The following is a 26,703-nucleotide window of genomic DNA, read 5'->3' as shown; positions in this document are numbered from 1 at the left end:
CCGTTACTCCGGCAGGGCGATGTTGGCCCAGCAACCCCCAGGTCATTTGTCTCCGCGCGACCCGAGCAAATTCAGGGGAAAAGGTCGGCGAGTTCGGAGCGTGCGATGCGCCGCAACCTGATCGCCTCCGCTGCGTCTATTGGACGATAGGGAAAGCGCAAACGGGTGCCGACGGAGCCCCAATTGCCGATGGCGCTCAAAAGAGCGGCGTTCGAATGGCCGAGGTCGCGGCGGAAGATCAGCCTGCCTGATCGGCTTCCGGCGTGTGGACCACCACGCGGTTGCGGCCGGTCTTTTTGGCAAGGTAGAGCGCCGCATCCGCCTGGTGCTGCATGCGCTCCGCGGACACGCCGTCACCATTTTGCAATATCGCTATTCCGATGCTGACAGTGACCCAGGGAACGACACGCGAGGTGGGATTTGGAAGAGACGCGGCCTCAACTCGGCTGCGAATTCTCTCGGCGACCGCCCTGGCCTCCTGTTCATCGGAACCGGGCAGAAAGACAAGAAACTCTTCGCCTCCGTAGCGGGCGACCTGATCCCGCTCATCTCTCATGCTGCTCTGGATGATGCCGGCAACTTTCACCAGGCAGCGGTCGCCTTCGGCATGGCCGAGATTGTCGTTGAGATGCTTGAAGTCATCGATATCGCACATCAGCATCGCCGCGCCGCTCGTTCGCATCAGTTCCTCGTTCCAGAAATGATGGAGCGTTTCCATCATCGAACGCCGGTTGGCGACACCCGTCAGCGGATCGGTCCGCGCCAGCAATTCCAGCTGCGAGTTGGCGTCGGTCAGCTCTGCGAGGCGGCTTCGATCTCGTAACTCGAGCAGGAAAGTCTTCTGAGCGAAGATGGTCGTGGTGCGTCGGGCAACGACTGTCGCAGCCACACCGCTCGCGAAAAACAGCGTTCCGGCAAGAGCGCTTCCCGCTTCGATGCCTGGATTGTGCAGCTGAAACACGAGGTAGAGACCGAGGGCGGAAGCACCGATCGCCATCGCCCAACCGAGCGGAACGGGAAAGATGATGATGGCGGTGACGGCAACAAACAGCATGATGGTCAAATGCCGCTCATAAAACTCGCCGCCACTGTTCACCCCCACCAAAGCGACGGACAGCAGGATGAGAAAAACCGCCGATAGGATGAAAACGCCCTGCAGCCACAAAGCGTGCGGTCGCCGGAAGACCATAACGGCGACAAGGGCGGCGGGGGGAAGGATAGACGCCGGCCAAAGCATCGACATGACGGTTTCGGCCGGAAGCAGGATCGCGTTGAGGCCCAAAGTCAGGATGTCGAGCACGATAACCCAAACCATCCACGCGCGGATGATCTTGGCCGTCCGCGGCCAGGAGCGTTCGCGAAAAAGCTGAGCCAGTTCCCCATGCAGGCGGATATCGCGCGTGCGCCCCCCGAGCAGGCGCTCGACTTGCTCTGAAATGGCCGGGCTCAACCTCTGGAGAGGTTTCCGCGAAGACGCCCTTACCGTTTTGATAGGAGCTCTGGTTCGCTCGGTATCCATGTGTCGGATTTAGGGAGAAGATGACCGGAGACAAGACGGGCCGCGGTGTTCGCCCGAAAAGACGATGTGCCTGCCCTAATGATTTTGTACCACGTGGTGACAGTCGGTCGTCAACATGCGTCACATCGGGTCAAGGTCTTACAGATAGGGCCGAACTGACGGTTCTGTCCCATCAAGATCGGCAGGTTGACAGCATTTCTGTCCACACTTTGCCTGTCGCACGACAAAACCGTCCTCCGTCGGCAATTACGCGGTGGAGAACGCTGCGGACCTTGATGGAGCGTGCAACCTGCTCGGGAGAGGCAAGCACGGAGATTTTATCGGTTAAAAGATGACTAAAAGAATCATCTTATGTTGACAAGGCCAATCTCGCTCCATAGGTTCCGCGCGCATCTGTGACGTAGGGACCAAGTGATGGCGCGTGTTTTTTTGAATGTTTCTAATAATCTACCGCGAATTTATAGAGAGAGCCTATTTGCCACGACGGCGGTCGTTCTGATCGGCATTGCAGCATCGCCGGCTTCCGCCCAGAGCGCCTCCGCAGGCGACACCGCGACAACGCTGGAACCGATCGTCATCCAGGGTGCAGCCTCTGATAGCAAGACCGACCGGACGTCGGTCACCGCCAAGAACAGCGCGGGCGCGACCAAGATCAGCACGCCGCTCGTCGAGACGCCGCGTTCGATCTCCGTCACCACCGAGAAGGAAATCGAGCAACGCGGCGCGCAGTCGGTCATCGAGGCGGTGCGTTACACGGCCGGGGTGACCACAGGAACGAGCGGCTTCGATCCGCGTTTCGACCAAATCTATATTCGCGGCTACAACGCCACGACGGTCGGCGACTATCGTGACGGATTGCGCCAGCCCTATATCAACTACGGCACGTTCCGCACCGATCCCTATCAGTTGCAGCGCGTCGAGGTGATCAAGGGGCCGGTCTCCGTTCTCTACGGCTCCGGATCGCCGGGTGGCCTCGTCAACAAGATATCGAAGCTTCCGACCGAAGAGCCGATCCGCGAAGTCGGCATGACCTACGGCACCAAGGACCGGGTGCAGGGAATGTTCGATTTCGGCGGGCCGATCAGCGAAGACAACGACGACTTTCTCTACCGCATCGTCGGCCTTGCCCGCCGCGGCGATACCAATTTCGATATTGCCGACGACCGCTATTTCCTGGCGCCGTCCTTCACCTGGAAGCCAGACGAGGGCACGTCTCTGACGGTGTATGGTCTGGCGCAGGCGGACGAAACCGATGCCAATGTCGGCGCGATCACGACCGTGGACGGCAGGATTCTCGATATCAGACAGAGCGATCCCGATTATGACTATCAGAAGATCAAGCAGCAGCAGGTCGGTTATCAGTTCGAGCATGAATTCGACAACGGCCTGACCTTCCGGCAGAACCTGCGTTATTCGCATCTCGATCTCAGGGCTCGCTACCTCGGCGTTACCAGCTGGACCGGGACCGTCGCGCATCGCGGCACGAATGCGATCCGCGACGAAATGAATGTTTTCCAGGTCGACAATCAGCTCGAGGCGAAATTCGATACGGGTCCGCTTGCGCATACGATGCTGTTCGGGCTCGACTACACCAATCTCAAGTCGAGCTTTGGCTATGGCTTCGGAGCCGCCGATCCGGCATTCGACTTCGATATCGCCAATCCGACTTACGGAGTCTCGGGCTCTACGCCGGACTATAATTTCTTGGCTTCCGATGCCGATATGCGGCAGGTCGGCATCTACGCCATGGACCAGGTCGAGGTCGGAAACTGGCGCTTCAACTTCGGCGGCCGGCAGACCTGGGTAGACCAGACGCGAGATTCGACCTTGCCCACGGTCAGCTCGGAGGATGTCGACAAGAATGCCTTCTCCGTACAGGCCGGCGCGCTTTACCTCTTCGACAACGGCATCGCGCCGTTCGTTTCCTACGCGACCTCCTTCGATCCGGTCACCAACCGATCCGCAACCAACACAATTCTTCCGCCGACGAAGGGCGAGCAATACGAAGTCGGCGTGAAGTACCAGCCTCCCGGCTCCGACATCCTGCTATCGGCCGTCGCCTATCACATCGTCGAGCAGAATAAGCCGAGGCTCGCCGACCCGCTGACCTTTGCCTATGACTCCCAGGGCGAAGTGACCGGAAAGGGTATCGAGCTTGAAGCCCGCGCGGCAATCGCCGACGGCCTCGATATCATTGCGGCCTATACCTACAACGACTCCGAAGTAACGGGGGGCAACAACGTCGGAAATACTCCCGCCGTCACCCCGACCCATATTGCAAGCCTGTGGGCGAACTACACCTTCCAGGAAAGCAATCCCTTCAACGGTCTGTCGGTTGGCGCCGGCATGCGCTACATCGGCGAGACCTGGACGGATGTTGCCAATACCTCGAAAAATCCTGCGACTTTCTATGTCGATGCATCCGCCTCCTATGATTTCGGCGCGCTCGACAAGAAATATGAGGGCCTGACGGCAGCCTTCGCCATCCGCAACATCGCCGACAAGCGAGAAACGGTTTGCGAAGAGGGCTTCTGCTACCTGGGCCAGGGCCGCAACATGACCGGCACACTGAAGTATCGGTGGTAAAGGCATGGGCTGCCGAGACGAACAGGACGTCTCGGCGCCCGACTTCGATTGCTGATCGTCCATCGCCCACCAGGCCGCCTATCTTGACGGCTTGGGGGCGATGGTCCGTTCTCCTATTGCCAAAGTAAATTACTTACCGCAGACCGCCATCGTCACCCTTCGGCTCCGCCCCATTGAGCGCTTATGCCGCGTACCCGCGGCCGAAGGCGGCAGCCACTCTGTTGCCGAGCGTCTGCACTGCCGATGAAGATGGCGCGACGGGCTCACGTCGCGGATCCTGCCGATCACCACTCAGTTTGAAACGCTCGACCAACTGAGTGAGCATCTTGGCCTCGTTTGCCAGAGATGTGCTGGCGGCAGTCGTTTCCTCGACCATGGCGGCGTTCTTCTGAGTGACTTGGTCCATCTGGTTGACTGCGACATTGACTTCACTCAGGCCTACGGATTGCTCTCGTGCAGAAGTCGCAATAGCCTCGATGTGATCGTTGATCGTGGCGACATCTATTTCGATCGTTTTGAGAACCTCGCCGGTCTCGCTGACCAGCTTGACCCCATCACTGACCTCGGCATTGGAGGTTCGGATCAGCGCTTTGATTTCCTTCGCAGCCGTTGCCGATCTCTGCGCAAGCTCCCGCACTTCCTGTGCCACAACGGCGAAGCCTTTGCCTGCCTCACCCGCCCGCGCGGCTTCCACTCCGGCATTCAGTGCCAGGAGATTTGTCTGGAAGGCGATTTCATCGATCACTCCGATGATGTTGGAGATTTGGTTCGAAGACTCTTCGATCCGGCTCATGGCGTTGACTGCTCTTGCAACGACCTCTCCGGACCGCAGCGCACTGGCATTCGCCTGGTTCGCCACCACTCGCGCTTCCTCGGCGCGGTTCGACGAATTGACGACATTGGTGGTGATCTCGTCGAGTGCCGCAGCAGTTTGCTCGAGCGAAGCAGCCTGCTGTTCCGTTCGCGTTGAAAGATCGTTGGCTCCCTGGCTGATTTCGCGCGTACCGCCGTCGATGGTCACGGTAGCCGTTGAGATTGCCGAGAGAGTGGCGGCCAGTTGTTGAACCGAACTGTTGAAGTCGTGACGCAGAGCTTCGAAATCGGCGGCAAAAGCGCCGTCCAGCTGAAATGCCAGATCCCCGGATGCAAGGCGCTTCAGTCCTATCGCCAGGCCCGAAGTTGCTATACGCAGCCTTTCAGCCGCCTCGGCTTCGGCCTGCTGCTGAGCGGTAATGCGATCTTTCTCGGCTTGCGCCCGAGCCTGTTCCGTTTCGGCTTCCAACTGGCTGTTGGCGATGAGGGCCTGGCGGAACTTTTCCACAGCGACAGCCATTTCGCCTATTTCGTCGCTACGCTCGCGTCCGGGGACCTCGCGCGCCGTATCCCCACCCCGCAATGTGTTCATATAAGTGGACATCTGGGATAGAGGCGCGATAACACGCAGATGGCTGAGGATGATCGCGGCCATACCTGCTGCGAATGCGATCGCAAGGGCAACGATGGCCGAGGTGACGCTGAACTCGACAGCGGCGTCGGCCGTAGTCAGGTTGTTGTTGTTGTCGGCTACATTTATGTCGACGTCCTTCTGGATCAGGTCGCCGGCTGCGTCATAACTCGTTCTGCCCTCGCCGAGCAGCAGCGTCATCGCATCGTCAGGCTTGCCGGTATCTGCGAGCGTCTTGGCTCGCTGCCATATCTGCTGATAGGCCGCGTCTGCGCTTACAAAGTTCTGGTAGATGGCCCGCTCGGCGTCGCTCGTGATGGCTGGCTGATAGTCCTGCAGGTCTTTGCTGATCTGCCCGGTGGTATTGCTCAAATCGGAAAGAATCTCCTGCCGCGTTGTGTCGCGGGCGAGGACATAACCGAGATGTGCAACGCGCATATCGCCGTAGTCGACGTTGAGTTGGCTGAGCGTCAACATGGAGGGAACCGTATCGAGGGCGATCGACCGGCTGGCGGTCTTGATCGTGGATAGGGATCGCAACCCCAGAATACCTTGTCCAAGTGAAATGGCGACCAGAGTTCCAAAAAGTCCGAACAAAGTAAATTTGAGGGTTATTCGCATGATGTGCTGCTCCTTAGTCTTGCCGAGATAGCCTCGTGCGAGAACGGGAGCATCGGGATCCGTAAATTTTTATTAATCATGCGGCTTCCTCGGTTCTGCCGCTCTTTCCGCATTCGGAATGTGGATAGGCGTTCGCGTTGGGGATAGTTGCGGTGAGCCTCTTCCGTATTAGCCAAGCAAAACATGTTGTATTCAGTTCAGCGGTGACGTTGTCGGCGGCGGCGTGGGGAGTTGGCCGATCAGGGAGGAGTTAATGGAGGATGATCAGAGCTTGCCATTCACCTGTCGGTATCGTGGCGCCTCATTCGATAACATGATCGAAACCCTTGGCAGCGCATTCGGCACATTTTCCGCCGAGCCGGCGGGGAGCAGCAGAGAATTCAGCTGGGGGATCGATCTTGCGGTGACCGAAAGGACAATTCTGGTGCGGGGCTCCCACCAGGATCAATTCACATTTCGGGTCGAGCCGATTTCGGAAACGGCTCAATATTTGTGCATTATCGTTCCGCGCAGTGGTGGCATGGGTATCACTCGCGGCTCGCGCTGCGGTCAGGCTTCCTCAAGCAGGCTTCTTCTCTACACCAATTACGAAGCCGGCGAGGTAGCGATGTACGGTCAGAACAGTCTGATCGATGAACTGTTGATCGACTGGTCCGTCATTCGTCAAACCGTGGCGCAAATTTTCGAAAAACCGTTGGATGGGTCGCTGGAATTTCTCTTCGAATTGGACGGGACGACCGCGTGCGGCGCGACGATACAAAGACTCGCCGAGACGATCATCGATGGTATGAGTGAGGCTGGTCCCTTGATGAGCTCTCCAATTGCGATGGCGAATCTCACCCAGGCGATGGCTGATCTCGTGGTTCGCCAGGTACCGCACCGCCTAACGCCGTTTCTTGGCAAGAAAGTGCATATGATCGCACCGCGTCATGTTCGACGGGCGATCGAATTCATGCATGAGCATATCGATCAGCCGATCACCATGCCGCTTGTGGCCGAATTCGCCGGAGTTTCAACCCGAGCCCTCGAAACCGGCTTTCGCATGTTCAAATACATAACCCCGGCAGGATACCTGCTTGCCTTGCGCCTGCAGGCAGCTCGACGAGATCTTCTCAATCCCACAAACGATGAGAGCATCAAAGCTATTTGCCTGAAATGGGGCTTCTTCCACTTCGGGCGCTTTTCGGCCGTCTACGCGTCGACTTACGGAGAAAAACCGTCCCAAACGCGGCTGCGCTCCCGAGCCTTAAGCTCGGCCTGCTAGCGAGAGCAGCCAATGTCAGAAGGCGCGAAAAAGCCTATCCCACAATGCTCGGGCAGGTGATGCCAGCGGTTTCGACTCGTCGTTCGCAATCTTGATATCCAAGTCGCTCCTTTCTGTCATGAACGTCGCAGTCATCCGGGTAAAATTAGTCGCCACCTCGGCAAAACGCATTGATCCGCTTTCACCCAACACTTTCCGGAGCGTGGCTAAAGTCAGGTCGAATTTCCTGTAAATCTGCTCGAACCGTCCGCAGCTTCTTTTTTCTACGCGCACGGCAAGATTGCCGTCCGCGAGCGCCGAGACGATCCGGCTGATCTCGGAATAGCTTTCTTGCAGGACGGCGAGTAGCTCGTTGAAAGTTTCGGCACTTCGATTGAACTCGGGATCTTGAAAGTTCTGCGGCATTCGTCGCGAGAAATCTCCGTGGGCAGCAGCGCTAGCAGCGGCATCGAGTTCCAAGCGGAATCGACCGGCTTCTCCGTCCGTCCGGAGCCCTTCAGTTTCCAATACTTCAAGCATATTGGCGCTCGTGTCCTGGTCAATCACTGGGCCGATCTCCTATGAAGCCCACGATAGCCGGACTGCGGCAAAATCGTACCTGATTGGCATGTCTTGGAACCGCACAGTGATGTTGACTTCTCATATTGACGTTCGCGCGAACCGGCGTTTCCTGCCGCTTTGGCAGGCGCGAGCTAGGTTACGATCAACGGCCTGGCTCGATGTCCGTCCAGCACTTCACCCTGCCGATCCGTGCATTGGCTCTCCTGGGCTGCGGCGGATGCCGTATAGGATTCTGTTCGCGCTGCATGGGCGAGCCATGTCAACTTCTCGAACATGGCGACCAGTTCATCCATCACCGCTGTGATATTTGCCCGGGCTTCTTCCAATTGCTCTTCCGGCGAACCGGGCGCTTTTGCGTGGCCTGATGGATTTGCTTGCTTCTCGGGGAACGTGATTATGTTGCTCATGGAGCTTCCTATGAAATTGGTGGCAGATGAACTGCAAGCGTGCCTGATCATCTGGGTGGCCACGCCTCGTGCAGGGCCTGCCTCTGCATTGATGGAGCTATGCTTTAGGTTGGATGAAGAACAAGCGGCCCGAGCAGATGACTTCGCAGATCGGATACTGTTTTGCGTATTTCTGCGGATTGTTGAACGACGCAGAAAATGAGACTGGCGGTGACAGGTCGAGCTTGCTCCGGCCGCCCCTCACCTCCGCCGACGCAGAACGATCAGCAGCATCGGGGCTCCGACCAGAGCCGAGATCAAGCCGGCCGGCACCTGATAGGGAAAAGCGACCATACGTCCCCCCCAGTCGGCGATGACGAGCAGGACCGCCCCGATGAGGGCGGCGGCGAGGAGCTGGGTGGAGGGCCGGCGAAGACCGAGCCCCTGGGCAAGGTGCGGTGCCATCAATCCGATAAAGCTTAAGGGGCCGACGACGAGCGTCGCTGCTGCCGTCATGATCGCGGAGAGCCCGAACAAGACCGCGCGTGCGGGAACGATCCTGAGGCCGAGTTCGCTTGCCGTTTCGGTTCCAAGTTGCAGCAGGGCAAGCCAGCGGCTGGCGAGAAAGGCGGCGATGAGGCAGGCGAGCGCAATCAGCAAGGCGGTTGCCGCCACGGTGTTGTCGACGAAATAGGTCGAGCCCGCCATCCAGCGGATCAGCGCCAGGCCGCGCGGGTCGCCGCTCGCGGCAAGGACGCCGATTCCGGCGTCGAGGATCGCGCCGAAGGCGATGCCGGCAAGCAGCACGCGGTTCGGGCCGAAGCCGGAGCGGGCGCTCAAGAGGAAGATCAGCGTCAGCACGATAAGGGCGCCGCCGCCGGCAAAGGTAAGCTGGAGCGGCAGTCCCGGTGCGGCAAAGGTAAACATGGCGGCCGCAACGCCGAGCGTTGCTCCTGCCGAGACCCCGAGCACTTCCGGGCTCGCCATTTCGTTTCCGGTCAGCCGTTGTAAAATCAGCCCCGTCACACCGAGCACGGTTCCGGCGCCGAATGCAGCGGCGACCCGGGGCAGCCGAAGGGGAAGGATTTCATTCCATGCGGCGGCCGGCAACCACGCCCAGGCTCCGTCGGGCGCGCGGCCGAAAAAGATCGCGGCGATCGCCAATGCGATGACGCAGGCGAGCAGGATGGCGAATGATGTCGTTCTGCTGCCGATCGCAGGCCGTGGCAATGCAGTAGCCGGCAGCGTGCGCGAGACTGTGGCGAGACGTGGCAGAAGAGCGATCAGGATCGGACCGCCGAGCAGCGCGGTCACCGCCCCCGTCGGCACGAAATCGCCGGGTGCAAGAAGCTTGATCGTCTGATCCGTCAGCAGGAGAAGACCGGCGCCTGATATCGGCGACCAGATCAACTGGCTGATGATCCGCCTTGCACCAGCGAGCCGAACGATCTGCGGGGCGACCAGCCCGATGAACCCGATGACGCCAACGGCGCTGGTGACAAGGGCGCAGAGGGCGATGGCAATCGCCAGGATGAAACTCCGCGCCCATTTGACCGGCAGGCCGAGGCTCGTTGCGCCGGCATCGCCGAGTTGGCTGAGAGCGAGCGGTCTCGTGGCGAGAAACGCAAGCCCGCAGAGCAGCGCCACCTTCGGCAGCAGCGACATCGGGATCGCCCAGCTTTGTTGTGACAGCGACCCGGCGCCCCAGATGAAAATCCCCGAGAGATATTGATCGTTCATCAGCACCAGGATGGCTGCCGCCGCCCCGCACCAGAGGCCGACGATCATGCCCGACAGGATGAGGGAAAAGGGCGAGAAGCCGTGCCGGGCGCTGATCGAAAAGATGGCGATGGCAGCCGCCGCACTTCCGCCGAGCGCGACCGCGTCCCGGCCCCATCCGGTCAGCGAGGGGAAGGCGAGCATGACCGAAACCAGCGCCAGATTGGCACCGGCCGAGACGCCGAGCGTCGTCGGCGAGGCTAGCGGATTGCGCAGCACCTGTTGCAGGATCGTGCCGGAGAGCGCGAGGGCAGCGCCTGCTATCAGCGCCGTCGCCATGCGCGGAAGCGTCGAATAGACGAGGAGAAGGCGCTCGGCATCATAGTCGCCGGTCGCAGCCTCAAGGTGAGGCAGCGCCGGCAACACCTCCAATAGGGCAAGGCCCAATCCGGAAAAGAGCAGCAGCGCCGCAAGTGCGGGCGCCCCGAAGTAAGAAAATCCAGCCTTCATCGGGCGGCAGTCTCCAGGGTATCTACTACGAGGGTCGAAAATCGCAGCGCCTCCTCGACCATTCCGAACATCAGGACGCCAGGAATGACGGAGATCCGCCGCTGTCTGACGAAGGGAAGGCTGGTCCAGAGCGGGCTGTCGGAAAGCTGCGTGAGGACGTCAGGCGGAAGCAGCGGCGAAACGACGATCAGATGCGCTTCTTCGTCGAGTTCGGCGAGCTGTTCCAGGCCGATCGTTTGAAATCCCCAGTAGCTGGTCTCGCCCTTCCAGGCATTCTCGATGCCGATGCGCTTCATGGCGCCGCCGAAAAGCCCGGGGCCGCCATAGATGCGCGCATGCCTGCTGTCGATGAAGTTGATGACGGCAACCGGAGGCGCAGACAGGCTCTTTGTCCGCTCCCGCAACCGATCGAATGCGGCGTCGGCATGGGACAGAAATGCCTTTGTTTCCTTTGGCCGCCCGATCATCGTTCCGAGCCGCAGCGTTTCGGCGTAGGAACAGTCGAGCGCCTCTGCGTGCTCGGCATAGATGGTGAACCTTTCCACCGGCGCGATCCGCGCCAGCTTTTCATCCAGTGCGGCAAGGAAAGGGGTGCTGAGAATGAGCGACGGTCGGATGCTGGTGAGCACTTCGAGGTTGATCTCCGACGTGGTGCCGAGATCGACAACATCAGGCGGCATCGCCGGCTCGACGACCCATTCCGCCCAGTTTCTCAAGGAGACGACCGCGCGCGGTATCTCGCCGAGCGCAAGCATCGTCGACGCCAGCCCATAGTCGAGCGAAACCACCCCGCCGTCGCCGGCGTTCGCGATGGCGGGTGCGCCGGTCAAGGCCAAGGCGCCAAGCAGAAAGTCTCGTCGTCTCAAAATGCAGACTCACCTGCCTGGACCGCAGCGAGCGGCTTGACCATGAACAGACACGGATGATCCTCGTGCCAGAGCGTCGCAAAGACCTCTGCCCTGACGAAGCCGTTGCGATCATAAAACCGCCGCGTCGCCTCGAATTGCGGTTCGTCGAGGCCGCGCGGGGCGAGCGTCTTGACCGTCAGCAGCCGGGCGCCCGATTGATGGCCGAAGCGTTCGGCCTCGTCGAGGAGATGGCGTCCGGCACCGCGACCGTGATATTCGGGGCGTGTCGCAATCAGTGCGATTTCGACGGCCCCGGGCAGATGCGGCTTCAAGGCCATCAATGCCGTCACGACATCCGCTTCAACGTAGCCGAACACCGGTAGATCCTCGACCGCCGCGGCACTAGCTTCGATGACCTCCGGTTCTGAAAACCAGTCGGGCAATGCCCCCATGATCGAGCGGCAGAGCTCCGCCTTGCCTGTCAGGATCTCGACTGTTCTTCCCATTTTTTCTCGCCTTCACGCGGTCGATTTAAACTTGACTCTTGTTATCATCTTAAAATAGACACTGCAATCAAATCGTGCACTTCCGCTCAAAAAAGGAGCGTCAAGACCGAACCGACCAGCAACGACAGAGCCTGATTTTCCATTTGTAAAAAGGGTACAGGACTATGCGAGCATCGCATCGTGATGTGAACGGAAATGCCGTGGTCAACGCTATGATCGAAAACAAGGAGAAACTCCTCAAAACGATCGAAAGCGTTGTCAAATCAAGATCATATTCCGAGGATATATTTCAGGATGGCGTTATCAAAGCTTACGGGGTGAATGTCGAAGGCATTCGTTGCCCCATCGGTTACGCATTCCGGATGGTCTATAACCTCGCGCTTGACGAGAGCCGCCGCCGGCGCCAGCGGATGAACAACTATAGGTCGATAGACCAGGTGCAGGAGATCACGGCGCCGATCCCGACAGTGCTCGATCAGCTCGTGGCAGCCGAGACCCTGCGTGACGTGCTCGCTTCGCTGGAAGCACTGCCGAAGCGTACCAATGATGCCTTCATCCGCCACCGCCTCAACGGCGTGCCGCAGAAGGATATTGCGGCCGAACTCGGCGTCTCGAGGACGCTCGTCAATTTCATGATCAAGGCGGCGGAGCAGCATTGCCATTCGGCGATCACCGAACCCGCCGGCCCCGATCATGAACATCGGCGGGATACTACCGCCGCGCGGCGTGCAGCGCCTGCTGCAGGTCGCTCCACAGCAGTTCCGGCTCTTCCAGCCCAACGGCGAAACGAATTGTCTGTTCGCTCACGCCGAACCGGATGAAAGTGGTCATCCGGTCGGGAATCTGCAGCGCCACCTTGGCGGGGACGACGAGCGTTTCCGGTCCGCCCCAGCTGACCCCGAGACGGATTTCGCGAAGCCCGTTGACGAAGCGCGCGACGTCGATATCGGGCGTGAGGTCGAAAGCGAAGAGCCCGGCATAACCCGACAGCGTCGCCCGGCCGGGATGATCCTGAAAGGCCGGGTGGCGGACGTGGGCGATGTCGGGATGCTGCTTCAGCCGTTCGGCGAGCAGCAGTCCGCTGCGCTCATGCTCCTTGAGGCGGACACGCAGTGTGCGCATGCCGCGCAGCAGGAGCCAGGCCTCGAACGGCGAGAGCTTGGCGCCGACATAGGGATAGGAGGTCGAGTTGATCCTGGCGATCGCTTCCTTTGTGCCGACGACGACGCCGGCGACGGTATCGCTGTGGCCGCCGAGATATTTCGAGGCGGCGTGAATGACGATATCGACGCCGTGCTGGATCGGCTTCTGGAAGAGCGGCGTCGCCCAGGAATTGTCGATGATCGTGGTGACGCCGGCCTCCTTCGCCATGGCCGACAGCGCCACGATGTCCTGCAGCTCGAAGACGAAGGAGGAGGGGTTTTCGAGATAGAGCAGCTTGGCGCCCGGCAGCGCCTTGCGCACCTCGTCATGGTCGGAGGGATCGACGAAATCCACCGTGACGCCGAGCCTGCCGAGCAGCTTCACCAGCAGGCGGTAGACATCATTATAGAGGTGGCGCACGGCAACGACCCGGTCGCCCGCTTCCACGAGGCTGAGAATGGTCGCGGTAATGGCGGCCGTTCCGCTCGAAAAGGCGCGCCCATCCTCCGCGCCTTCGAGGCGCGCGACCAGCAGTTCGAATTCGCGGACGGTCGGATTGTCGCCGCGCGAATAGATGTAGTTGCGCGCCCGGCCGGCGAAGACATCCTCCATCGCCTCGTAACTGTCGTAGGTAAAGAGCGACGTCTGGAAGATTGGCGGTGAGACGGCGTTGAATGCCGCCGGATCGACGGGCGTAAAGAGATCGTCGGCGATCGCATGGGCGCCAAGGTGGTGCGGGTTGATCGACTGGTTCATGGTCATCCTCTCATGGACAAAAGCTGGGATAGGGACGGATGGAGGCCGGATGGCCGGCCGAACGCTGCCGGAGTGCGCTGAGTGTCCTCGCCAGGCAGACGGCCGACAGCAGGCCGGTCAGGGCAGAGGCAAGGAACATTGCTCCGAGCAGGCCCGAAAAACCGAAGAAAGGCGGCAGGAGCGCAAGCAGCGGAAAGAGCAGATAACCATTCTGCGCCAAGCCGACGGCCAGTGCTGCTTTCGACCTGCCCTGCGCCTGGAAGAGGACCAGCAATGTTTGCCGCAGGCCGAACAGCAGAAAGGGAAGATGGGTCGCGACGATCGCTTGCCCCGCGATCGAAATCACTGCCTGATCCCCGGTGAAGAACGAAGCGAGCTGTTCGGAAAAGACGATCGCCGCCAGACCATGGGCGCCGCCGACGGCGCTCGTCACGGCCGTCAGGATGCGGGCAGCCGACAGCACCCGTGATATATCCCCTCGGCCCCAGGCAAAGCTCAGGATGGACTGGGCGCCGAGCGAGATGCCGATGACCGGGAGTGCGCCGACAGCAAGCAGCCGCAAGGCGATGCCGACTCCGGCAATGCCGTCCTCGCCATGATAGGTGCCGGCGACCGACAGCATGGCCGCGATTGCGCCGGCCGTCGCAAGGCTCGTCAGCGTCGTCGGTGCGCCCACGGCAAGGACCGGCCTGAGATGCCTGAGGTCGCCGAGCCGCCAGCCGAACGTCAGCCGGATCGTCCCGAGGCGTCTGGCATGATAGGCGCCGTAGATTGAGAGCGCCACGATCTGGGACAGGATGGTTGCGATCGCCACCCCTTGCAGACCGAGGCCGAAGCCGAAGATCATGATCGGATCGAGGACGATGTTCAGGGCGAAGCAGGCGACCAGCGTCCACATGCTGAAGCGGGCATTACCTTCGGCGATCGCCAGGAAATCGAGAATGATCTGCGCCATCGTCAGCGGGATCGAGACCGCGATGATGAGGAGATAATGCTGCGCAAGCGGCTCGATCGCGGGTGTCGCGCCGACCAGCAGGAAAGATGGGAATACGACGATGGCGATCGCGCTCGCCGCGCCGAAGAGGACCCCGGCTGCAAGGCTGACCGAGGCCAGCGTGCTCGCCCGCGACCGGTTTCCGGCGCCGAGCGCCCGCCCGACTTCGGTCGCCACGCCGACGCCGATGCCTTCGCCGAAGGCGGCGACGAGCATGAGGATCGGCAGCACGATCATGATCGCGGCAATCTGGTCTTCGCCGATCATGCCGACGAAGATCATGTTGATCGTGTGATGCGCGGCATTGATCGACAGGCCGAACATGGCGGGCAGGCCGAGGCGCAGCAGCAGCCGGAAAAGCTGCGGGCTGGCAAGATCTTCCGGGGCAAGCCGGCGTTTCCGCAGGCTGCCGCTCATCTCGCTCATGTCGTTCATGATGCGGGGACCCAGAGATGATCGCCGAAGAAGCGCTCGCGGGTCAGCATCACCAGCAGCGCCCGCTTGTGCGGAAAATCGAAATGCTTGACCTTGGCAAAGCCCGAGCGGTCGAGATTGCGGATCTGCTGCTCGTGGCTGGCGCGCGGTTCGCCGACGATGCGCCTCGTACGCGGATCGTCGAGGAAGATGAAATGCATCAGCGAGGGAAGCCAGGCGCTGATCCATTTCTTGCCGCGATAATCCGGCTCGCCGATCGCCACATGCCATCCACGATCGTAATCGTCGGCATCGTAATAGGGACCGAGCCGGTTCTCCTTGGCCCAGTAGACCTCGAAATAGCCGAAGGGAATGTCGGCGAAACTGCCGATCAGCGGCAGGACATGCGGATCGGCGATCCTTTCCTCCAGGATCTCCCGGTGCTTGTCGATCGAGCCTGCATCCTCCCAGATCGTGTTGACCTGCTCGTCGTTCATCCAGCGATGGAAGGCGGCAAGATCGGTCTCGGGATCGGCCAACCTGAAGCTGATATCCCGCTCCAGCCACGGGATGAAGCGCTGATAGATCGTGCCCTTCGGCTTTGCCGGCCGGCGCGGATGATAGCGGCCTGCCGTCATCTCCTGCACGGGCGGCAGCGGATAGGACATCTGCGGCAGCCACAGCGAGGGCCATTGCCAGAGGATGGCGGAATCGAGCCGTCCATCGGTGCCTGAAATGTGCCGGGGAAGGCCAGCCTGATGGCCTTCGAAAGCGACCGATTTGATCGAGCGGTCTTGCGCCGTCACCGCTTCGGCGGCCGCCATGAGAAGCTCCGCCGATTGCACGGGATTTCCCTCGTAGAAGGTCAGCGAGGCGACGCCGGCTTCGACTTCGAGGGCGACTTCGTGATTGCCGTGTGCGGTGTTGAGATGGACGATATTGGGGGCAAGCCTGACATAGCTGCGCGCCTGCAGAACCCGCCTTTGTTTGGCGGCGTCGAAATCCATGATGTTCTCCTTGATCGGCAGGGCTTTTGATGCTGCGAGCATGAAGCCCGCTCCTGCGCCGATTTGGTAGAATGACGATCCATCCCAAGGCGGATTTAGGGGCAGGCGAAGAAAAAAATTCTCAGCAATTTTCTAAACTCCAGCAGGGGGGATCCGTCATTTGCGCATGACGTCAATCTCTGCAGGAGCTTCGAATGGACAATCTTGAGCCCCGCGACGATCTCTGGATCGTCGTCCACGACACCGAGCATCACTACTCGGTCTGGCCGCAGGACAAGCGGATTCCGGTGAGCTGGCAGGCGGCGGGTTTTGCCGGTTCGCGCCAGGAATGCCTCGCCCATATCCGTGACGTCTGGGCCGATCCGCGCCCGCTCTCCCTGCGCTCGGCCATGGCAGCCGATGCGCGTCTCTGACAACGTCTGGATGGCAAGATGAACAAGCAGATTACCAATTTCGCCGATGCCCGCCCGACCGATGCGGCAATGGACACAATCGTCGAAAGCTTTCCGCTGACGATCGCGCAGAAACGCATCTGGTCGCTGGAGCAGATCGGCAATTACACGGTTTTTCCCGACCAAGTCATCGGGCTGCGGCTGGGTGCCGGGATCGACATCGAGACGATTGGCGGCGCCTGCCGCGCGCTCGTGGCTGAGAACCCGTCGCTTGCCACCCGCTTCCGCCGGCTGGCGGGCGGCCGCATCGAGCAATATCGCGGCGCATCGAACGCCGTGCCGATCGAAATCCTCGGACAACAGGGAGCCGCTCTTTCGCAGGCCGAAGCCTTGGCCGCGCGGAAAGCTTTCCGCGACGGGCGCTTCGATCTTCTGGACGGGCCGGGAGCGCGAATCCAGATCATCCGGCTTGCCGATGGACAGTCGCTGCTGACAATCGTGCTGCATCCGATCATTTCAGACGATCGGGAAAAATCCGTTCTTGCCGCTTCGCTGGCGCGCATTCTCGATGGCGCGCCGGCCGGCGACATGCGCCCGGCGGAAATTTCGGCCGGGACGCGGGAGGAAGAATGGCTGGAGACGGATGCGGCACGCGAAGCGCTGGTCTATTGGCGCGACACGATCGGTCTCGACTATGCGGCCACAACCTTCCCCACCCGCTTCAACAGCGGCGGGCTTGCCGGCGTGGCGCGCGCTGAGCATCGCTTCGCGATCGAGCCCGCGCTGTGGGACAGGCTGGAACGGCATGCGGGGAATAAGGGATTTCAGGTCGAGCGTGTGCTGCACGCCGCCTTCTGCGCACTGCTGGCGCGCTACAGCGGCAACTATGCTTTGCTGACCGGGCTGCTGGCCGCGCGTCCCCGCACGGAGCATTTCGCCACCCGCGGCCGCGCCGAACAGGTGCTTCCGCTCGTCCTGCCGCTCGCCTCCCGGCATTCCCTCGACGATGTCGTCGCGGCGATCTCCTCGGTGACGGAGGAGGGGCTTGCCCGCCTCGTGCCGCTGGAGCGCATCACGCAGGAACTGGTCGTCGACGAAGCGGCCGCCCAGGAAGCCGTGGTCAAGGCGCTGTTCGAATTCCGCGAACCCTATCCGGTCGCGAGAGATGCGACGAATCTGGAACCGTCAGGCGCGCGTGCCGACAGCGAACTTTCCCTGGTGGTCGAGGCGTGTCTGCAGGGCGGCGCATTCGGGCTGATCGACTATGCTCAGGATCTCTATGACGGCGCCCTGATCGCCCGTGTCGCCAGGCATTTCGGCCTGGTGCTCGAACAGATCGTCGCCCAACCGGATCTCCGGATTAGGGATATCGAACTGGTCGGCAGTGACGAGCTCGACTGGTTGTCGGCGCCTTATGAGGACGATGTCATCAACGATGACCGGCCGGTTCACGAGTTGATATCGGTCCACTCGCGCCGGACGCCTGAGAAGACCGCGATCGTCTATGGCGATGAGGAGTGGAGCCATGGTTGGCTGGAGGCGAGCACCAACCGTCTCGGGCATCGGCTGCGGCAGCTCGGCGTTCGCGCCGAGGTCACGGTCGCGATCTTCATCAAGCGTTCGCCGGAGGCGATCGTCGGTATCCTCGCCACGCTGAAGGCAGGCGGCGCCTATATTCCCGTCGAGCCCGACCATCCGCCGGTCCGCAACCACCACATCCTGCGCGACGGCGGCGTCAAGATCGTCCTGACCCACAGCTGGCTGCGCCATCGCCTGCCGGAGGAGCTCGATGCGATTATCCTCGAACTCGACAAGCTCGATCTCGACGGCGAGCCGGACACGCCGCTTCATATTCCCACGCATAAGGATCAGCTCGCCTATGTCATGTACACGTCGGGATCGACGGGATTGCCGAAGGGTGTGGCCGTCGAGCACGGCCCGCTGACGCACCATTTGCAGAATACCTCGCGTGTCTACGGCATGAGTTCGGAGTCTCGCGAACTGCCGTTCCTGCCCTTCAGCTCGGATGGCGGCCATGAGCGCTGGATGAACCCGCTGATGGAAGGCGGCAGCATCATTCTTCCCGATCAGCCGCTCTGGACCCCGGAAGAGACGCTGACGGCGATGCGCAAGCACGGCGCCAACAATGCGAGCATCCCGACAACCTATCTGCAGCAACTGGCGGAATGGGCCGACATTACCGACGGCGCGCCGCCGATGCGGCTCTATTCTTTCGGCGGTGAAGGGCTGGCGCAATCGACCTTCGACCTCCTGTCGCGGGCGCTGAAATCGGAATGGCTGATCAACGGCTACGGTCCGACCGAAACCATCATGACGCCGATGGTCTGGAAGGTGAGGGCCGGCACCAAGTTCCAGGGTGTCTATGCTCCGCTCGGCCGCGCCGTCGGGCTCCGGCGCGTCTATGTGCTCGACCCCGATCTTAACCTGTGCCCGATCGGCGTGACCGGCGAGCTTTACATCGGCGGCGAGGGCATTGCGCGCGGCTATCTCGGCAAGCCGGATACGACGGCGGATCGCTTCATCCCCGATCCGTTCTCGCAAGAGGGCGGCCGGCTTTATCGCTCCGGCGACCTCACGCGCTGGCGCGAAGACGGAACCGTCGAATTCGTCGGCCGCGTCGACCATCAGGTGAAGCTGCGCGGCTACCGCATCGAGCTCGGCGAGATCGAAGCGGCGCTGCTCCAGCAGCCCGGCGTCGGCGAAGCCCTGGTCGTGCTGCGCGATGACGATGCCGGCGAGAAAGCGCTGGTTGCCTATGTCGTTCCCAAGAAGGACGAGAGGCTTGATGTCGAGACTGTTCGGTCCGGCCTCGAACGCAGCCTGCCGTCTTATATGGTGCCTGCGGCCGTGGTCGAACTCGAAAAGATGCCGACCAATCCGAACAGCAAGCTCGACCGCTTCGCGCTGCCCGCACCTCAGCCCGTCAAGCGCGAAATCGTCGAGCCGGCGACCGTGCTCGAAGAAGAGGTGCTGGATGTCTGGCGCCAGGTTCTCAAGCTGGAGGCGATCAGCGTCGAGGACAATTTCTTCGCGATCGGCGGCAATTCGCTGGGGGCAATCCGCATCCTTTCGCAGATCCGGCAGCGCCGGCCGAAGATCCCGCTCACCGTCGCCGATATCTTCAACAACCCGACCATTCGCGGCTTTGCCGGCGTGATGGAGCAGGGGGAGGAGCGGGATCTCTCCGAGGTGATCGTGCTGCGGGCATCAGGCGCCAAACCACGGCTCTATTGCTTCCCGGGACTTCTCGTCAGCACCCGCGAATATGTGAAGCTCGTCGATTATCTCGGTGCCGACCAGCCGGCGACCGGCTTCATTTGCCACTCGCTGTCCGAGAAGAAGGAAGTCGGCGCGCCTGTTGAAGAGATCATCGAGAGCTATGTCGACTATATCAGGAAGCACAGCCGCGGCGCGCCCTGCACTTTTCTCGGCTGGTCCTGGGGCGGGCTCCTGGCCTATGAGGCGGCCCGCACGCTTGCCAACGAGGTCGACGTCAGGATGATGGCGATGGTCGATGTCTGCGATCTCGGATCGGAATTTGCGATCGGCGCCAAGCCGCGCTTCCGGCCGGGCGAACGCGACGCGCTTCACCGGGACGTGCAGGCATGGCTGCAAAAGACGGCGATGCGGCCCGAATGGGACCGGCTGCTGTCGACGATGGACGCCGATACCTATGAGCAGTTCCTGCGCTTCGTCGGCGACGAGAAGGACCCGCTTCCCACAGACGGGCCTGATATCAGCAGCCGCGAGCATACGTTCTGGGTGCTGATCGACAATGCCCTGATCTTCCGCAAGCATCGGCTCGTTCCCCATGATGTGCCGATCTATCCCTGGGCGGCCGACGACAGCCTCAACCGCGGCCTCAACCTGATCGATTGGCGCCGCCTGTCGCCGCGCGCGCACGCGGCCGAGATCATCACCGGCACCAACCACCTGCACATGATCGGGTCGCCCGCCTTCCACTCAAGGCTTGCCCTGCGTCTCAAGGAAACAGAGAAGGATTTCGCATGACCGTCGCTTTTACCCGCAGGGACGCCCTCAACGAGCCGCTCGATCTTGCCGGCATCGGCATCGGTCCCTCCAATCTGAGCCTTGCCTGCCTGCTGGAAGCCGTGCCCGAGGTCCGCAGCCGCTTCTTCGAGCGGCGCGGCGCCTTCGACTGGCATCCCGGCATGATGATGCCCGGCGTCGAGCTGCAGTCGTCCTTCCTGAAGGACCTCGTCACCCCGGTCCTGCCGACCAGCCGCTGGTCCTTCATCTCCTATCTGGTCGCCCATAAAAGGCTCTACGCCTTCCTGAACGCCAATTACGAGGCCGTGCCCCGGCAGGAATTCGCGCGTTACCTCGCCTGGGTCGCCAAGGGTGTGGAGGGCTTGCGCTTTTCGACTGACATCCGCGACGTCGAGCACCGTGACGACCGCTTCATCCTGCGCTTCGACAACGGCCAGGAGGAAGCGCGCAACCTGGTGATCGGCACGGGGTCTTCGCCCTTCGTGCCCGCCTGGGCAAAACCCTTCCTGGGTGCGGATTGCTTCCATAACAGCGAGGCTAAATCGCGCCTCGGCGATCTCGGCGCTTCCCGCATCGTCGTGGTCGGCGGCGGCCAGAGCGGCGGCGAGGTGGTGGAAGCACTGCTTGGCGATCCCGGTTCGATGAAGGAACTGACCTGGATCAGCCGGCGCCATAATTTCGAGCCGATCAACGATACGCCGTTTTCGAACCAGGTCTTTTCGCCGGAATATGTGCAGGCCTATCTGAAACTCAGCGGCGACCAGAAGCAGGCAGCCCTGAACAACTCGATCCTGACGAGCGACGGCCTGTCGATTTCGACGATCCACTCGATCTATCGCCGCCTCTATGCGCTGCGTTATCTCGAACCGGGCACGCTCGCCGCATCGCTGTCGCCGAACCGCGATGTGATCCAGATGGAGCGGAACGGCAATGCCTATCGGCTGATCGTCCGGAACCATTTCGACGGCGGCATAGAAGTGCTGCATGCCGATGCCGTGGTTCTGGCGACCGGCTACAGGTTCCGGCTGCCCGATGCGCTCGGCGCGCTCAGCGAAAGGATAAGCCTCGACAGAAACGGCTATCCCACCCTGAACGACGATTACACCATGCAGTGGACGGGGCCGAGAACCAACCGGCTGTTCGCGCAGAATGCCGGCCGGTACTCACACGGCATCGCCGACTCGCAGCTCAGCCTCATGGCCTGGCGCAGCGCCGCCATCGTCAACTCGCTTCTCGGCCGGCAGCATTTCGATGCCGAACCCGACAACGCGCAACTGGTCTGGGCGACGGAGGCTTCGGCGATGCCGCATCCGTTGCGCGCCGGCTATTCGGACGGCATGCTGTCGTCCTGAAACAGGCGTGTATGAATCTCGGGGAGCCCTGATCGGGAGCAAACAGCCAGCGCAACGACGTGCTGGCTGCCGCTTTCGATCAGACGGTGATGCCATTGCCGGTCGGGTCCGCCGGTCATGACAGGGACGCCGACCTTCCGGGAAAAAGCGACATTGCGAGGATCTTCCCGCAAGCCCACGCCAAGCGCCTTGAGATGGCTCTCCTTGAGCGTCCAAAGTTCAACGGCGGCTCGCGCGCGTTGATGCGCGGGCAATTCATCGAGCCAGCGTCGCTCGTCCAAGCTGCAATAGGTGTCCAAAGTCACCTCTTCGATCTCGGTGTCGGCGCGCTCGCAATCTATTCCGATGCGCTCGCAGCCCGCCGCAACCGCGACCGCCACCAGCCCGTCGGCATTGGACAGGCTGAATTGCAGTCTATCGCGACCCTCAAGGCTTAGCTTGCCGTGTTCGTCTGCGACAAACACGATCTCACCCGGCAGCGTCCCGGTATGGGCGCTCAACAGGCGCCGCAAGAGATAGCGGCCGGCTATGAACGAGGCTCGATCTCGTTCAAACCGATAGGTCGCCGCCCGATCCCGTTCATCCGGGGAGAGCGACTGCATCCAGCGGTTTCGGTCACGTTCGTTCCTGGAATACTGCCAGAGAGAGATTTCGATACCGGCAGGTTGGTTTTCTGATAGCTGCATGGATCCAGTATGTGTTCCCGGGGCCGATTGGCAAGCACGCAGCTGCTTGCCGACGTTGCGGATGGCAGGCAGTGGCGTTCCGTTCCCTGACAGGTGCCACACAAGTTAATTTCAGGACCTCTTTCGGCTCTGCTCCACGGCCGACGATCGGCGCGGTGCCGATCTCGGCCAAGAGATATTTTCACTCGCGGTGGCTGTTTTTCCCAAGTTTTCCATTAACTTATGGTCGTGCCATGGCTCTCATTGATCGCAGAAGTGTCGGTCCGCGCAAAGTTTTCTAAAAACGACACCGGCGCCACCGTTTAGTTAATACTAAATTATTAAATCCGGTGCGAGATTTTGCGTCAACCGGAAAGCCGGTCGTCCCAACAAGCCTTCGAGGAGACCCGCATGAAGCGCCCAAGTATCAAGCAGGCCCTGATCTTAAAGCTGACAATTATCAGCCTGTTCATGGTTGGACTGTCCTATGTCTCGCTGACCAAGATGTCGACGCTTCGGGCCAATGCCGAACAGATCGGGACCTTCTGGATGCAGCGGCTGGTGACGGCTCGTGAGATCAAGGACAACTTCCTCGATCTGAAGCTGAGCTATGCTCAGTATCTCCTGGAAGACACGGCGGAGGAGCAGAAAACCGGAAAGCAAGAGATCGACGCCGCAGGCATCGCGCTCGACAAGATTGTCGCCGAATATGAAAACGGCGTCCGCACGGTGCGTGGGCGCGAGCTGATCAATCAGATCAAACCGGAACTCAGCAAATATCGCGAACTGGCAGATCACATGATCGCGCTCCAGACCAGCGGGAAGACGCCTGAAGCCGTTCGGTTCTTCAAGGAAAATATGGAGCCGCAAGCTGCGCTGGTGAACAAGGCGGTGGCCGATCTGGTTGCTTTCATTCTTAGCCAGGCCGAAGGCTTCGTCGCCGCGAGCGGTGTTTCGGCGAATTCCGCTTTCCTCTTGACGGCAGCAATTGCAGCAATCGCCGTACTCATTGCCGTGGCGGGAATCGTGTTTGCCGTATCAGGAATTGCCAACCCGATCCGAAGAACCGCGTCCGCCATGAAGCGCTTGTCGGATGGCGACCTCGACAGTGATATTCCCTATGCCGGCCGCGCCGACGAAGTCGGCGAAATGGCCAACGCGGTCGAGATCTTTCGTCAGAACGCTCTTAACGTCGTCAGGCTTGAGAAGGAGGCCGCCGACTCCCGCATTGAGAGTGAGGCGGCGCGCAAGGCCGCCCAGCAACGCGCCGAACGCGAAGCTGAACAATTGCGTTTCGCAACCACGACATTGGGTGGGGGTCTCCGGCGGCTAGCCGCAGGCGACATATCCTTCCAGCTCTCGGAACAGTTTGCAGCCGAATACGAAACCTTGCGCGAAGACTTCAACGCTTCGCTCCGGCAGTTGGGCACGACGATCGGTGCCGTGCTGCAGACCGTACACAGCATAGACAATGGCACCGGCGAAATTGCATCTGCCGCGCAGGACCTTTCCAAGCGTACCGAACAACAGGCAGCTTCTCTTGAGGAGACGGCCGCAGCCTTGGACGAGATCACGTCGAATGTGACGATGGCCAGCAAACGCACCGATGAGGCACGCCATGTAGCGGTGGAAGCCAATGTCAGCGCTCAGCGGTCGGCAACCGTGGTAGCGGAGGCCGAGCAGGCCATGCGGCGTATCGAGGACAGTTCAGAGCAGATTTCGAACATCATTGGTGCAATCGATGAAATCGCCTTTCAGACGAACCTCTTGGCGCTGAACGCCGGCGTCGAGGCTGCCCGTGCGGGTGAGGCGGGCAAAGGTTTTGCCGTGGTCGCACAGGAAGTCCGTGAGCTTGCCCAGCGCGCCGCTCAAGCAGCCAAGGAAATCAAAGGCTTTATTCAAAAGTCGTCAACCGAAGTGCAAAATGGCGTGAAACTGGTTCTCGAAACCGGAACGTCGCTCAAGTCGATCGGCGAGTATGTCCTACAGATCAACCAGCTGATGGATGCGATTGCCACTTCGGCGCGCGAGCAGTCAACCGGGCTTGCCGAGATCAATACCGCCATCAATCAAATGGACCAGACGACCCAGCAAAATGCGGCAATGGTCGAGCAGTCGACGGCTGCCGCCGCATCGTTGTCCTCCGAGGCAGGCCGTCTGCGGGATCTGGTCAATCAGTTTCAATTGGACGGCGACAAAGGCGCGGCGGACGTGCAGCGCGGCGGGCGGGCTTTCGAAGGCAATAAACCAATCCGGTTGGTCACTGCGCGCCGCGCGATGCAAAGGTGACGCGCGACCAGAGAAGGATCTACCAGCGCAGCAGGCGAGGACTGGTGAAGACGCCAAGCGCGCCGGTGAGCAGGATGCCGAGGGAATACCAGATCAGCACGAAGGGCATGCCGTTTTCGGTGCAGAACCATGAATAGACCCAGGCGCCCGCTGCTCCCGCGGCAATGCCGGCGACGAAGCCGGTGAGCCGCAGATCCGAAGGTGCTGCGCGACGCAGCGCCCAGACCACGCCGGCATAGACCGGCAATGCGAAGCCGACGATCAGCAGAGGGCAATGGAGCGCCGAGGAGCCGAGGATCAGCACTCGGGAAGACCCAGCAGGAGCCATCATCAACTGGATGGCTGCGACTCCAGTCATCGCGGCAAAGATCGTTGCAAGCCAACCGAAAAAGCGCCCTTCGGAACCGTCGGGGCGGGAAAGCCGAACGACGGCGAAGAGAGCCGTCACGGCAATCAGTGCATTGTAAGCCGATTTGATCCAGAAGACCGGCAGCATCAGTACTTCAGGCATATCGACCCTGAGGCCGAGAATGGCCAGCATCAGCAGCAGCGAGAGCCCGAGGGTGGGCAACAGGCCAAGCGCGAAACGGCGCCGCAGGGTATTGCGCGGCACCGGCTTCAGGTCGCTGACCAGGCTTTCGATGATGTCGTCCGTCTTTGTCACGATGCGCCTCGCAATCTCTCTCCGAGCGCCTTGAGCGCCCGGTGGATGCCGACTTTCACCGCCGATTCGGACTGGCCGGTGCGGGTTGCGGTGTCGGCGACCGAACGGCCCTCGAGTTTTACCTGCCGGATCAGTTCCTGCTGTCTCGCTGTCAAGCCGTCGAGTAGCCGCTCGACGTCCATGCGGGCCGTCAGCGTGTCCTCGCTGAAGTCGCTTTCGATTTCCTCTCCAAGCTCGATCTCGGCCAGCCTGCGTCCGCCGTGGCCACGGTGATGGTCGATCAGCTTGTAGCGGGCGATCGAGAAGAACCATGCCGTGAAGGGTCTGTTTCGGTCATAGGTGGATCGGCGGGAATGCAGTGCCAGCAATGTCTCCTGGACCAGGTCTTCCATGTCCGCCTTCGTCGCCGCAGCCATCCGGCGGCTGTAATAACCGACAAGCAGCGCCCGCAAAATCGTCAGCAAACGCCGATAGGCGGCCTCGTCCCCGTCAAGGGAAAGAAGCATCAAGGCTTTCAGGGCTTCTTCCGAACGGGCTGTTGTCATGCTGTCGGAGAGTTCATTCGGAAAAGCAGCCAATCGGTTACAGGGAAGATCAAAAACAATATCGGTATCACAGTCCTATCACATGCTCGTGAGGCTGTAACGCATCCCGTCGTTGCCTCGAATGGGTTGATGTGAGCCGTCGGCAGACCGCCGGCGGACACGACAATCCCATTCCAGGAGAGTTCCATGACCAAACTTGTTTCCAGCCTTGCAGCCTGCGCCTTCATCGTCGGCCTTTCGCTCGCCGGTGCGGCGTCGGCTGAAGACGCGATGAAGTCCGATACGATGAAGAAGGACACGATGCACAGCGACGCGATGTCGAAGGATGCCATGAAGATGGCGGGCACCAAGAAGGACTGCATGCACAAGGCCGGCATGGAAAAGGATGCGATGAAAAAGGCCGATATGACGAAAGCCTGCGATGCGATGAAGTAGGCGTTTCAGATCGGCGCGGCCGCTGAAACTTTATCCACGGCGGCTGCGTCT

At 61.0% G+C, this 26,703-nt stretch carries 21 protein-coding genes; 8 read left to right on the top strand and 13 right to left on the bottom strand.

Annotated features, from left to right (window positions below):
• Window positions 1-238: 238 nt before the first annotated feature.
• Window positions 239-1,450 (bottom strand): GGDEF domain-containing protein, encoded by a 1,212-nt coding sequence (locus tag RHEC894_RS31930; protein WP_206427952.1) that lies wholly within the window; start codon window positions 1,448-1,450, stop codon window positions 239-241.
• Window positions 1,451-1,933: 483 nt separating this feature from the next.
• Here RHEC894_RS31930 and RHEC894_RS31925 point away from each other — a divergent pair, with 483 nt between their 5' ends.
• Window positions 1,934-4,105, top strand: coding sequence for a TonB-dependent siderophore receptor (locus RHEC894_RS31925; RefSeq protein ID WP_085740596.1), 2,172 nt, complete (start codon window positions 1,934-1,936; stop codon window positions 4,103-4,105).
• Window positions 4,106-4,286: 181 nt separating this feature from the next.
• Here RHEC894_RS31925 and RHEC894_RS31920 read toward each other — a convergent pair whose 3' ends face one another.
• Entirely contained in the window at window positions 4,287-6,170 is a 1,884-nt protein-coding gene (locus tag RHEC894_RS31920) for a HAMP domain-containing methyl-accepting chemotaxis protein (protein ID WP_085740595.1), read from the bottom strand.
• A gap of 253 nt (window positions 6,171-6,423) precedes the next feature.
• Here RHEC894_RS31920 and RHEC894_RS31915 point away from each other — a divergent pair, with 253 nt between their 5' ends.
• Window positions 6,424-7,434, top strand: coding sequence for an AraC family transcriptional regulator (locus RHEC894_RS31915; RefSeq protein ID WP_085740594.1), 1,011 nt, complete (start codon window positions 6,424-6,426; stop codon window positions 7,432-7,434).
• A gap of 15 nt (window positions 7,435-7,449) precedes the next feature.
• Here the strand turns inward: RHEC894_RS31915 and RHEC894_RS31910 are convergent, their stop codons facing one another.
• From RHEC894_RS31910 to RHEC894_RS31885, 5 genes are all read right to left on the bottom strand, one after another.
• Window positions 7,450-7,980, bottom strand: coding sequence for a hypothetical protein (locus tag RHEC894_RS31910; RefSeq protein ID WP_085740593.1), 531 nt, complete (start codon window positions 7,978-7,980; stop codon window positions 7,450-7,452).
• 146 nt (window positions 7,981-8,126) lie between these two features.
• The gene (locus RHEC894_RS31905) at window positions 8,127-8,402 is read right to left on the bottom strand and encodes a hypothetical protein (protein WP_010068777.1); all 276 of its coding nucleotides are present in this window, start codon (window positions 8,400-8,402) and stop codon (window positions 8,127-8,129) included.
• 240 nt (window positions 8,403-8,642) lie between these two features.
• The gene (gene fhuB / locus RHEC894_RS31895) at window positions 8,643-10,610 is read right to left on the bottom strand and encodes a Fe(3+)-hydroxamate ABC transporter permease FhuB (protein WP_085740590.1); all 1,968 of its coding nucleotides are present in this window, start codon (window positions 10,608-10,610) and stop codon (window positions 8,643-8,645) included.
• Window positions 10,607-11,440, bottom strand: a complete 834-nt coding sequence (locus RHEC894_RS31890) for an ABC transporter substrate-binding protein (RefSeq protein ID WP_085740667.1) — start codon at window positions 11,438-11,440, stop codon at window positions 10,607-10,609. The genes fhuB and RHEC894_RS31890 overlap by 4 nt, the downstream gene beginning before the upstream one ends.
• A gap of 32 nt (window positions 11,441-11,472) precedes the next feature.
• On the bottom strand, window positions 11,473-11,964 hold the full coding sequence (locus tag RHEC894_RS31885; protein ID WP_010068349.1) for a GNAT family N-acetyltransferase: 492 nt from the start codon (window positions 11,962-11,964) through the stop codon (window positions 11,473-11,475).
• A 164-nt stretch (window positions 11,965-12,128) separates the two neighbouring features.
• Between RHEC894_RS31885 and RHEC894_RS31880 the strand changes: the two genes are divergently transcribed.
• Window positions 12,129-12,785 (top strand): sigma-70 family RNA polymerase sigma factor, encoded by a 657-nt coding sequence (locus tag RHEC894_RS31880; RefSeq protein WP_085740589.1) that lies wholly within the window; start codon window positions 12,129-12,131, stop codon window positions 12,783-12,785.
• Here the strand turns inward: RHEC894_RS31880 and RHEC894_RS31875 are convergent.
• From RHEC894_RS31875 to RHEC894_RS31865, 3 genes are read right to left on the bottom strand one after another with little or no spacing between them, the layout of a single operon-like run.
• On the bottom strand, window positions 12,676-13,863 hold the full coding sequence (locus tag RHEC894_RS31875; protein ID WP_085740588.1) for a PLP-dependent transferase: 1,188 nt from the start codon (window positions 13,861-13,863) through the stop codon (window positions 12,676-12,678). The two genes, RHEC894_RS31880 and RHEC894_RS31875, sit on opposite strands and share 110 nt — an antisense overlap.
• Window positions 13,864-13,873: 10 nt before the next feature.
• On the bottom strand, window positions 13,874-15,292 hold the full coding sequence (locus tag RHEC894_RS31870; protein ID WP_085740587.1) for an MATE family efflux transporter: 1,419 nt from the start codon (window positions 15,290-15,292) through the stop codon (window positions 13,874-13,876).
• Window positions 15,289-16,278: a GNAT family N-acetyltransferase gene (locus tag RHEC894_RS31865; RefSeq protein WP_206427959.1), complete on the bottom strand. Its 990-nt coding sequence runs from the start codon at window positions 16,276-16,278 to the stop codon at window positions 15,289-15,291. The genes RHEC894_RS31870 and RHEC894_RS31865 overlap by 4 nt, the downstream gene beginning before the upstream one ends.
• Window positions 16,279-16,472: 194 nt before the next feature.
• On the opposite strand from RHEC894_RS31865, the gene RHEC894_RS31860 reads away from it, so the two are divergent.
• The 3 genes from RHEC894_RS31860 to RHEC894_RS31850 are packed head-to-tail and all read left to right on the top strand — an operon-like array spanning window position 16,473 to window position 22,054.
• Window positions 16,473-16,691, top strand: coding sequence for an MbtH family NRPS accessory protein (locus RHEC894_RS31860; protein WP_085740585.1), 219 nt, complete (start codon window positions 16,473-16,475; stop codon window positions 16,689-16,691).
• An 18-nt stretch (window positions 16,692-16,709) separates the two neighbouring features.
• Entirely contained in the window at window positions 16,710-20,702 is a 3,993-nt protein-coding gene (locus tag RHEC894_RS31855) for a non-ribosomal peptide synthetase (RefSeq protein ID WP_085740584.1), read from the top strand.
• Complete coding sequence (locus tag RHEC894_RS31850) at window positions 20,699-22,054, top strand: SidA/IucD/PvdA family monooxygenase (protein WP_085740583.1); 1,356 nt, start codon at window positions 20,699-20,701, stop codon at window positions 22,052-22,054. Before RHEC894_RS31855 ends, RHEC894_RS31850 begins: the two co-directional genes overlap by 4 nt.
• On the opposite strand, the gene RHEC894_RS31845 is transcribed toward RHEC894_RS31850, so the two are convergent.
• Complete coding sequence (locus RHEC894_RS31845) at window positions 22,027-22,740, bottom strand: 4'-phosphopantetheinyl transferase superfamily protein (RefSeq protein WP_085740582.1); 714 nt, start codon at window positions 22,738-22,740, stop codon at window positions 22,027-22,029. The genes RHEC894_RS31850 and RHEC894_RS31845 overlap by 28 nt on opposite strands.
• Window positions 22,741-23,130: 390 nt before the next feature.
• Here RHEC894_RS31845 and RHEC894_RS31840 point away from each other — a divergent pair, with 390 nt between their 5' ends.
• Entirely contained in the window at window positions 23,131-25,008 is a 1,878-nt protein-coding gene (locus tag RHEC894_RS31840) for a HAMP domain-containing methyl-accepting chemotaxis protein (RefSeq protein WP_085740581.1), read from the top strand.
• A gap of 19 nt (window positions 25,009-25,027) precedes the next feature.
• Here RHEC894_RS31840 and RHEC894_RS31835 read toward each other — a convergent pair whose 3' ends face one another.
• Together RHEC894_RS31835 and RHEC894_RS31830 are read right to left on the bottom strand one after the other, a co-directional pair.
• Window positions 25,028-25,672: an NrsF family protein gene (locus tag RHEC894_RS31835; protein ID WP_085740580.1), complete on the bottom strand. Its 645-nt coding sequence runs from the start codon at window positions 25,670-25,672 to the stop codon at window positions 25,028-25,030.
• Window positions 25,669-26,217 carry a sigma-70 family RNA polymerase sigma factor gene (locus RHEC894_RS31830; protein ID WP_085740666.1) on the bottom strand — a complete coding sequence of 183 codons (549 nt, stop codon included), beginning with the start codon at window positions 26,215-26,217 and terminating at the stop codon, window positions 25,669-25,671. Before RHEC894_RS31830 ends, RHEC894_RS31835 begins: the two co-directional genes overlap by 4 nt.
• 186 nt (window positions 26,218-26,403) lie before the next feature.
• Here RHEC894_RS31830 and RHEC894_RS31825 point away from each other — a divergent pair, with 186 nt between their 5' ends.
• Window positions 26,404-26,652: a pentapeptide MXKDX repeat protein gene (locus RHEC894_RS31825; RefSeq protein WP_010067279.1), complete on the top strand. Its 249-nt coding sequence runs from the start codon at window positions 26,404-26,406 to the stop codon at window positions 26,650-26,652.
• Window positions 26,653-26,703: the final 51 nt, after the last annotated feature.

The sequence above is a fragment of the Rhizobium sp. CIAT894 genome (assembly GCF_000172795.2).
Lineage (GTDB): Bacteria > Pseudomonadota > Alphaproteobacteria > Rhizobiales > Rhizobiaceae > Rhizobium.
This window is presented reverse-complemented; position numbering and strand designations above follow the sequence as displayed.

What these genes read in the sequence shown, in the direction of transcription:
- RHEC894_RS31925 (WP_085740596.1), top strand. Translation starts at nt 1,934, where the DNA reads ATGGCGCGTGTTTTTTTGAATGTTTCTAATAATCTACCGCGAATTTAT.
- RHEC894_RS31920 (WP_085740595.1), bottom strand. Translation starts at nt 6,170, where the DNA reads ATGCGAATAACCCTCAAATTTACTTTGTTCGGACTTTTTGGAACTCTG.
- RHEC894_RS31915 (WP_085740594.1), top strand. Translation starts at nt 6,424, where the DNA reads ATGGAGGATGATCAGAGCTTGCCATTCACCTGTCGGTATCGTGGCGCC.
- RHEC894_RS31905 (WP_010068777.1), bottom strand. Translation starts at nt 8,402, where the DNA reads ATGAGCAACATAATCACGTTCCCCGAGAAGCAAGCAAATCCATCAGGC.
- fhuB (WP_085740590.1), bottom strand. Translation starts at nt 10,610, where the DNA reads ATGAAGGCTGGATTTTCTTACTTCGGGGCGCCCGCACTTGCGGCGCTG.
- RHEC894_RS31885 (WP_010068349.1), bottom strand. Translation starts at nt 11,964, where the DNA reads ATGGGAAGAACAGTCGAGATCCTGACAGGCAAGGCGGAGCTCTGCCGC.
- RHEC894_RS31880 (WP_085740589.1), top strand. Translation starts at nt 12,129, where the DNA reads ATGCGAGCATCGCATCGTGATGTGAACGGAAATGCCGTGGTCAACGCT.
- RHEC894_RS31875 (WP_085740588.1), bottom strand. Translation starts at nt 13,863, where the DNA reads ATGAACCAGTCGATCAACCCGCACCACCTTGGCGCCCATGCGATCGCC.
- RHEC894_RS31870 (WP_085740587.1), bottom strand. Translation starts at nt 15,292, where the DNA reads ATGAACGACATGAGCGAGATGAGCGGCAGCCTGCGGAAACGCCGGCTT.
- RHEC894_RS31865 (WP_206427959.1), bottom strand. Translation starts at nt 16,278, where the DNA reads ATGGATTTCGACGCCGCCAAACAAAGGCGGGTTCTGCAGGCGCGCAGC.
- RHEC894_RS31860 (WP_085740585.1), top strand. Translation starts at nt 16,473, where the DNA reads ATGGACAATCTTGAGCCCCGCGACGATCTCTGGATCGTCGTCCACGAC.
- RHEC894_RS31855 (WP_085740584.1), top strand. Translation starts at nt 16,710, where the DNA reads ATGAACAAGCAGATTACCAATTTCGCCGATGCCCGCCCGACCGATGCG.
- RHEC894_RS31850 (WP_085740583.1), top strand. Translation starts at nt 20,699, where the DNA reads ATGACCGTCGCTTTTACCCGCAGGGACGCCCTCAACGAGCCGCTCGAT.
- RHEC894_RS31845 (WP_085740582.1), bottom strand. Translation starts at nt 22,740, where the DNA reads ATGCAGCTATCAGAAAACCAACCTGCCGGTATCGAAATCTCTCTCTGG.
- RHEC894_RS31840 (WP_085740581.1), top strand. Translation starts at nt 23,131, where the DNA reads ATGAAGCGCCCAAGTATCAAGCAGGCCCTGATCTTAAAGCTGACAATT.
- RHEC894_RS31830 (WP_085740666.1), bottom strand. Translation starts at nt 26,217, where the DNA reads ATGACAACAGCCCGTTCGGAAGAAGCCCTGAAAGCCTTGATGCTTCTT.
- RHEC894_RS31825 (WP_010067279.1), top strand. Translation starts at nt 26,404, where the DNA reads ATGACCAAACTTGTTTCCAGCCTTGCAGCCTGCGCCTTCATCGTCGGC.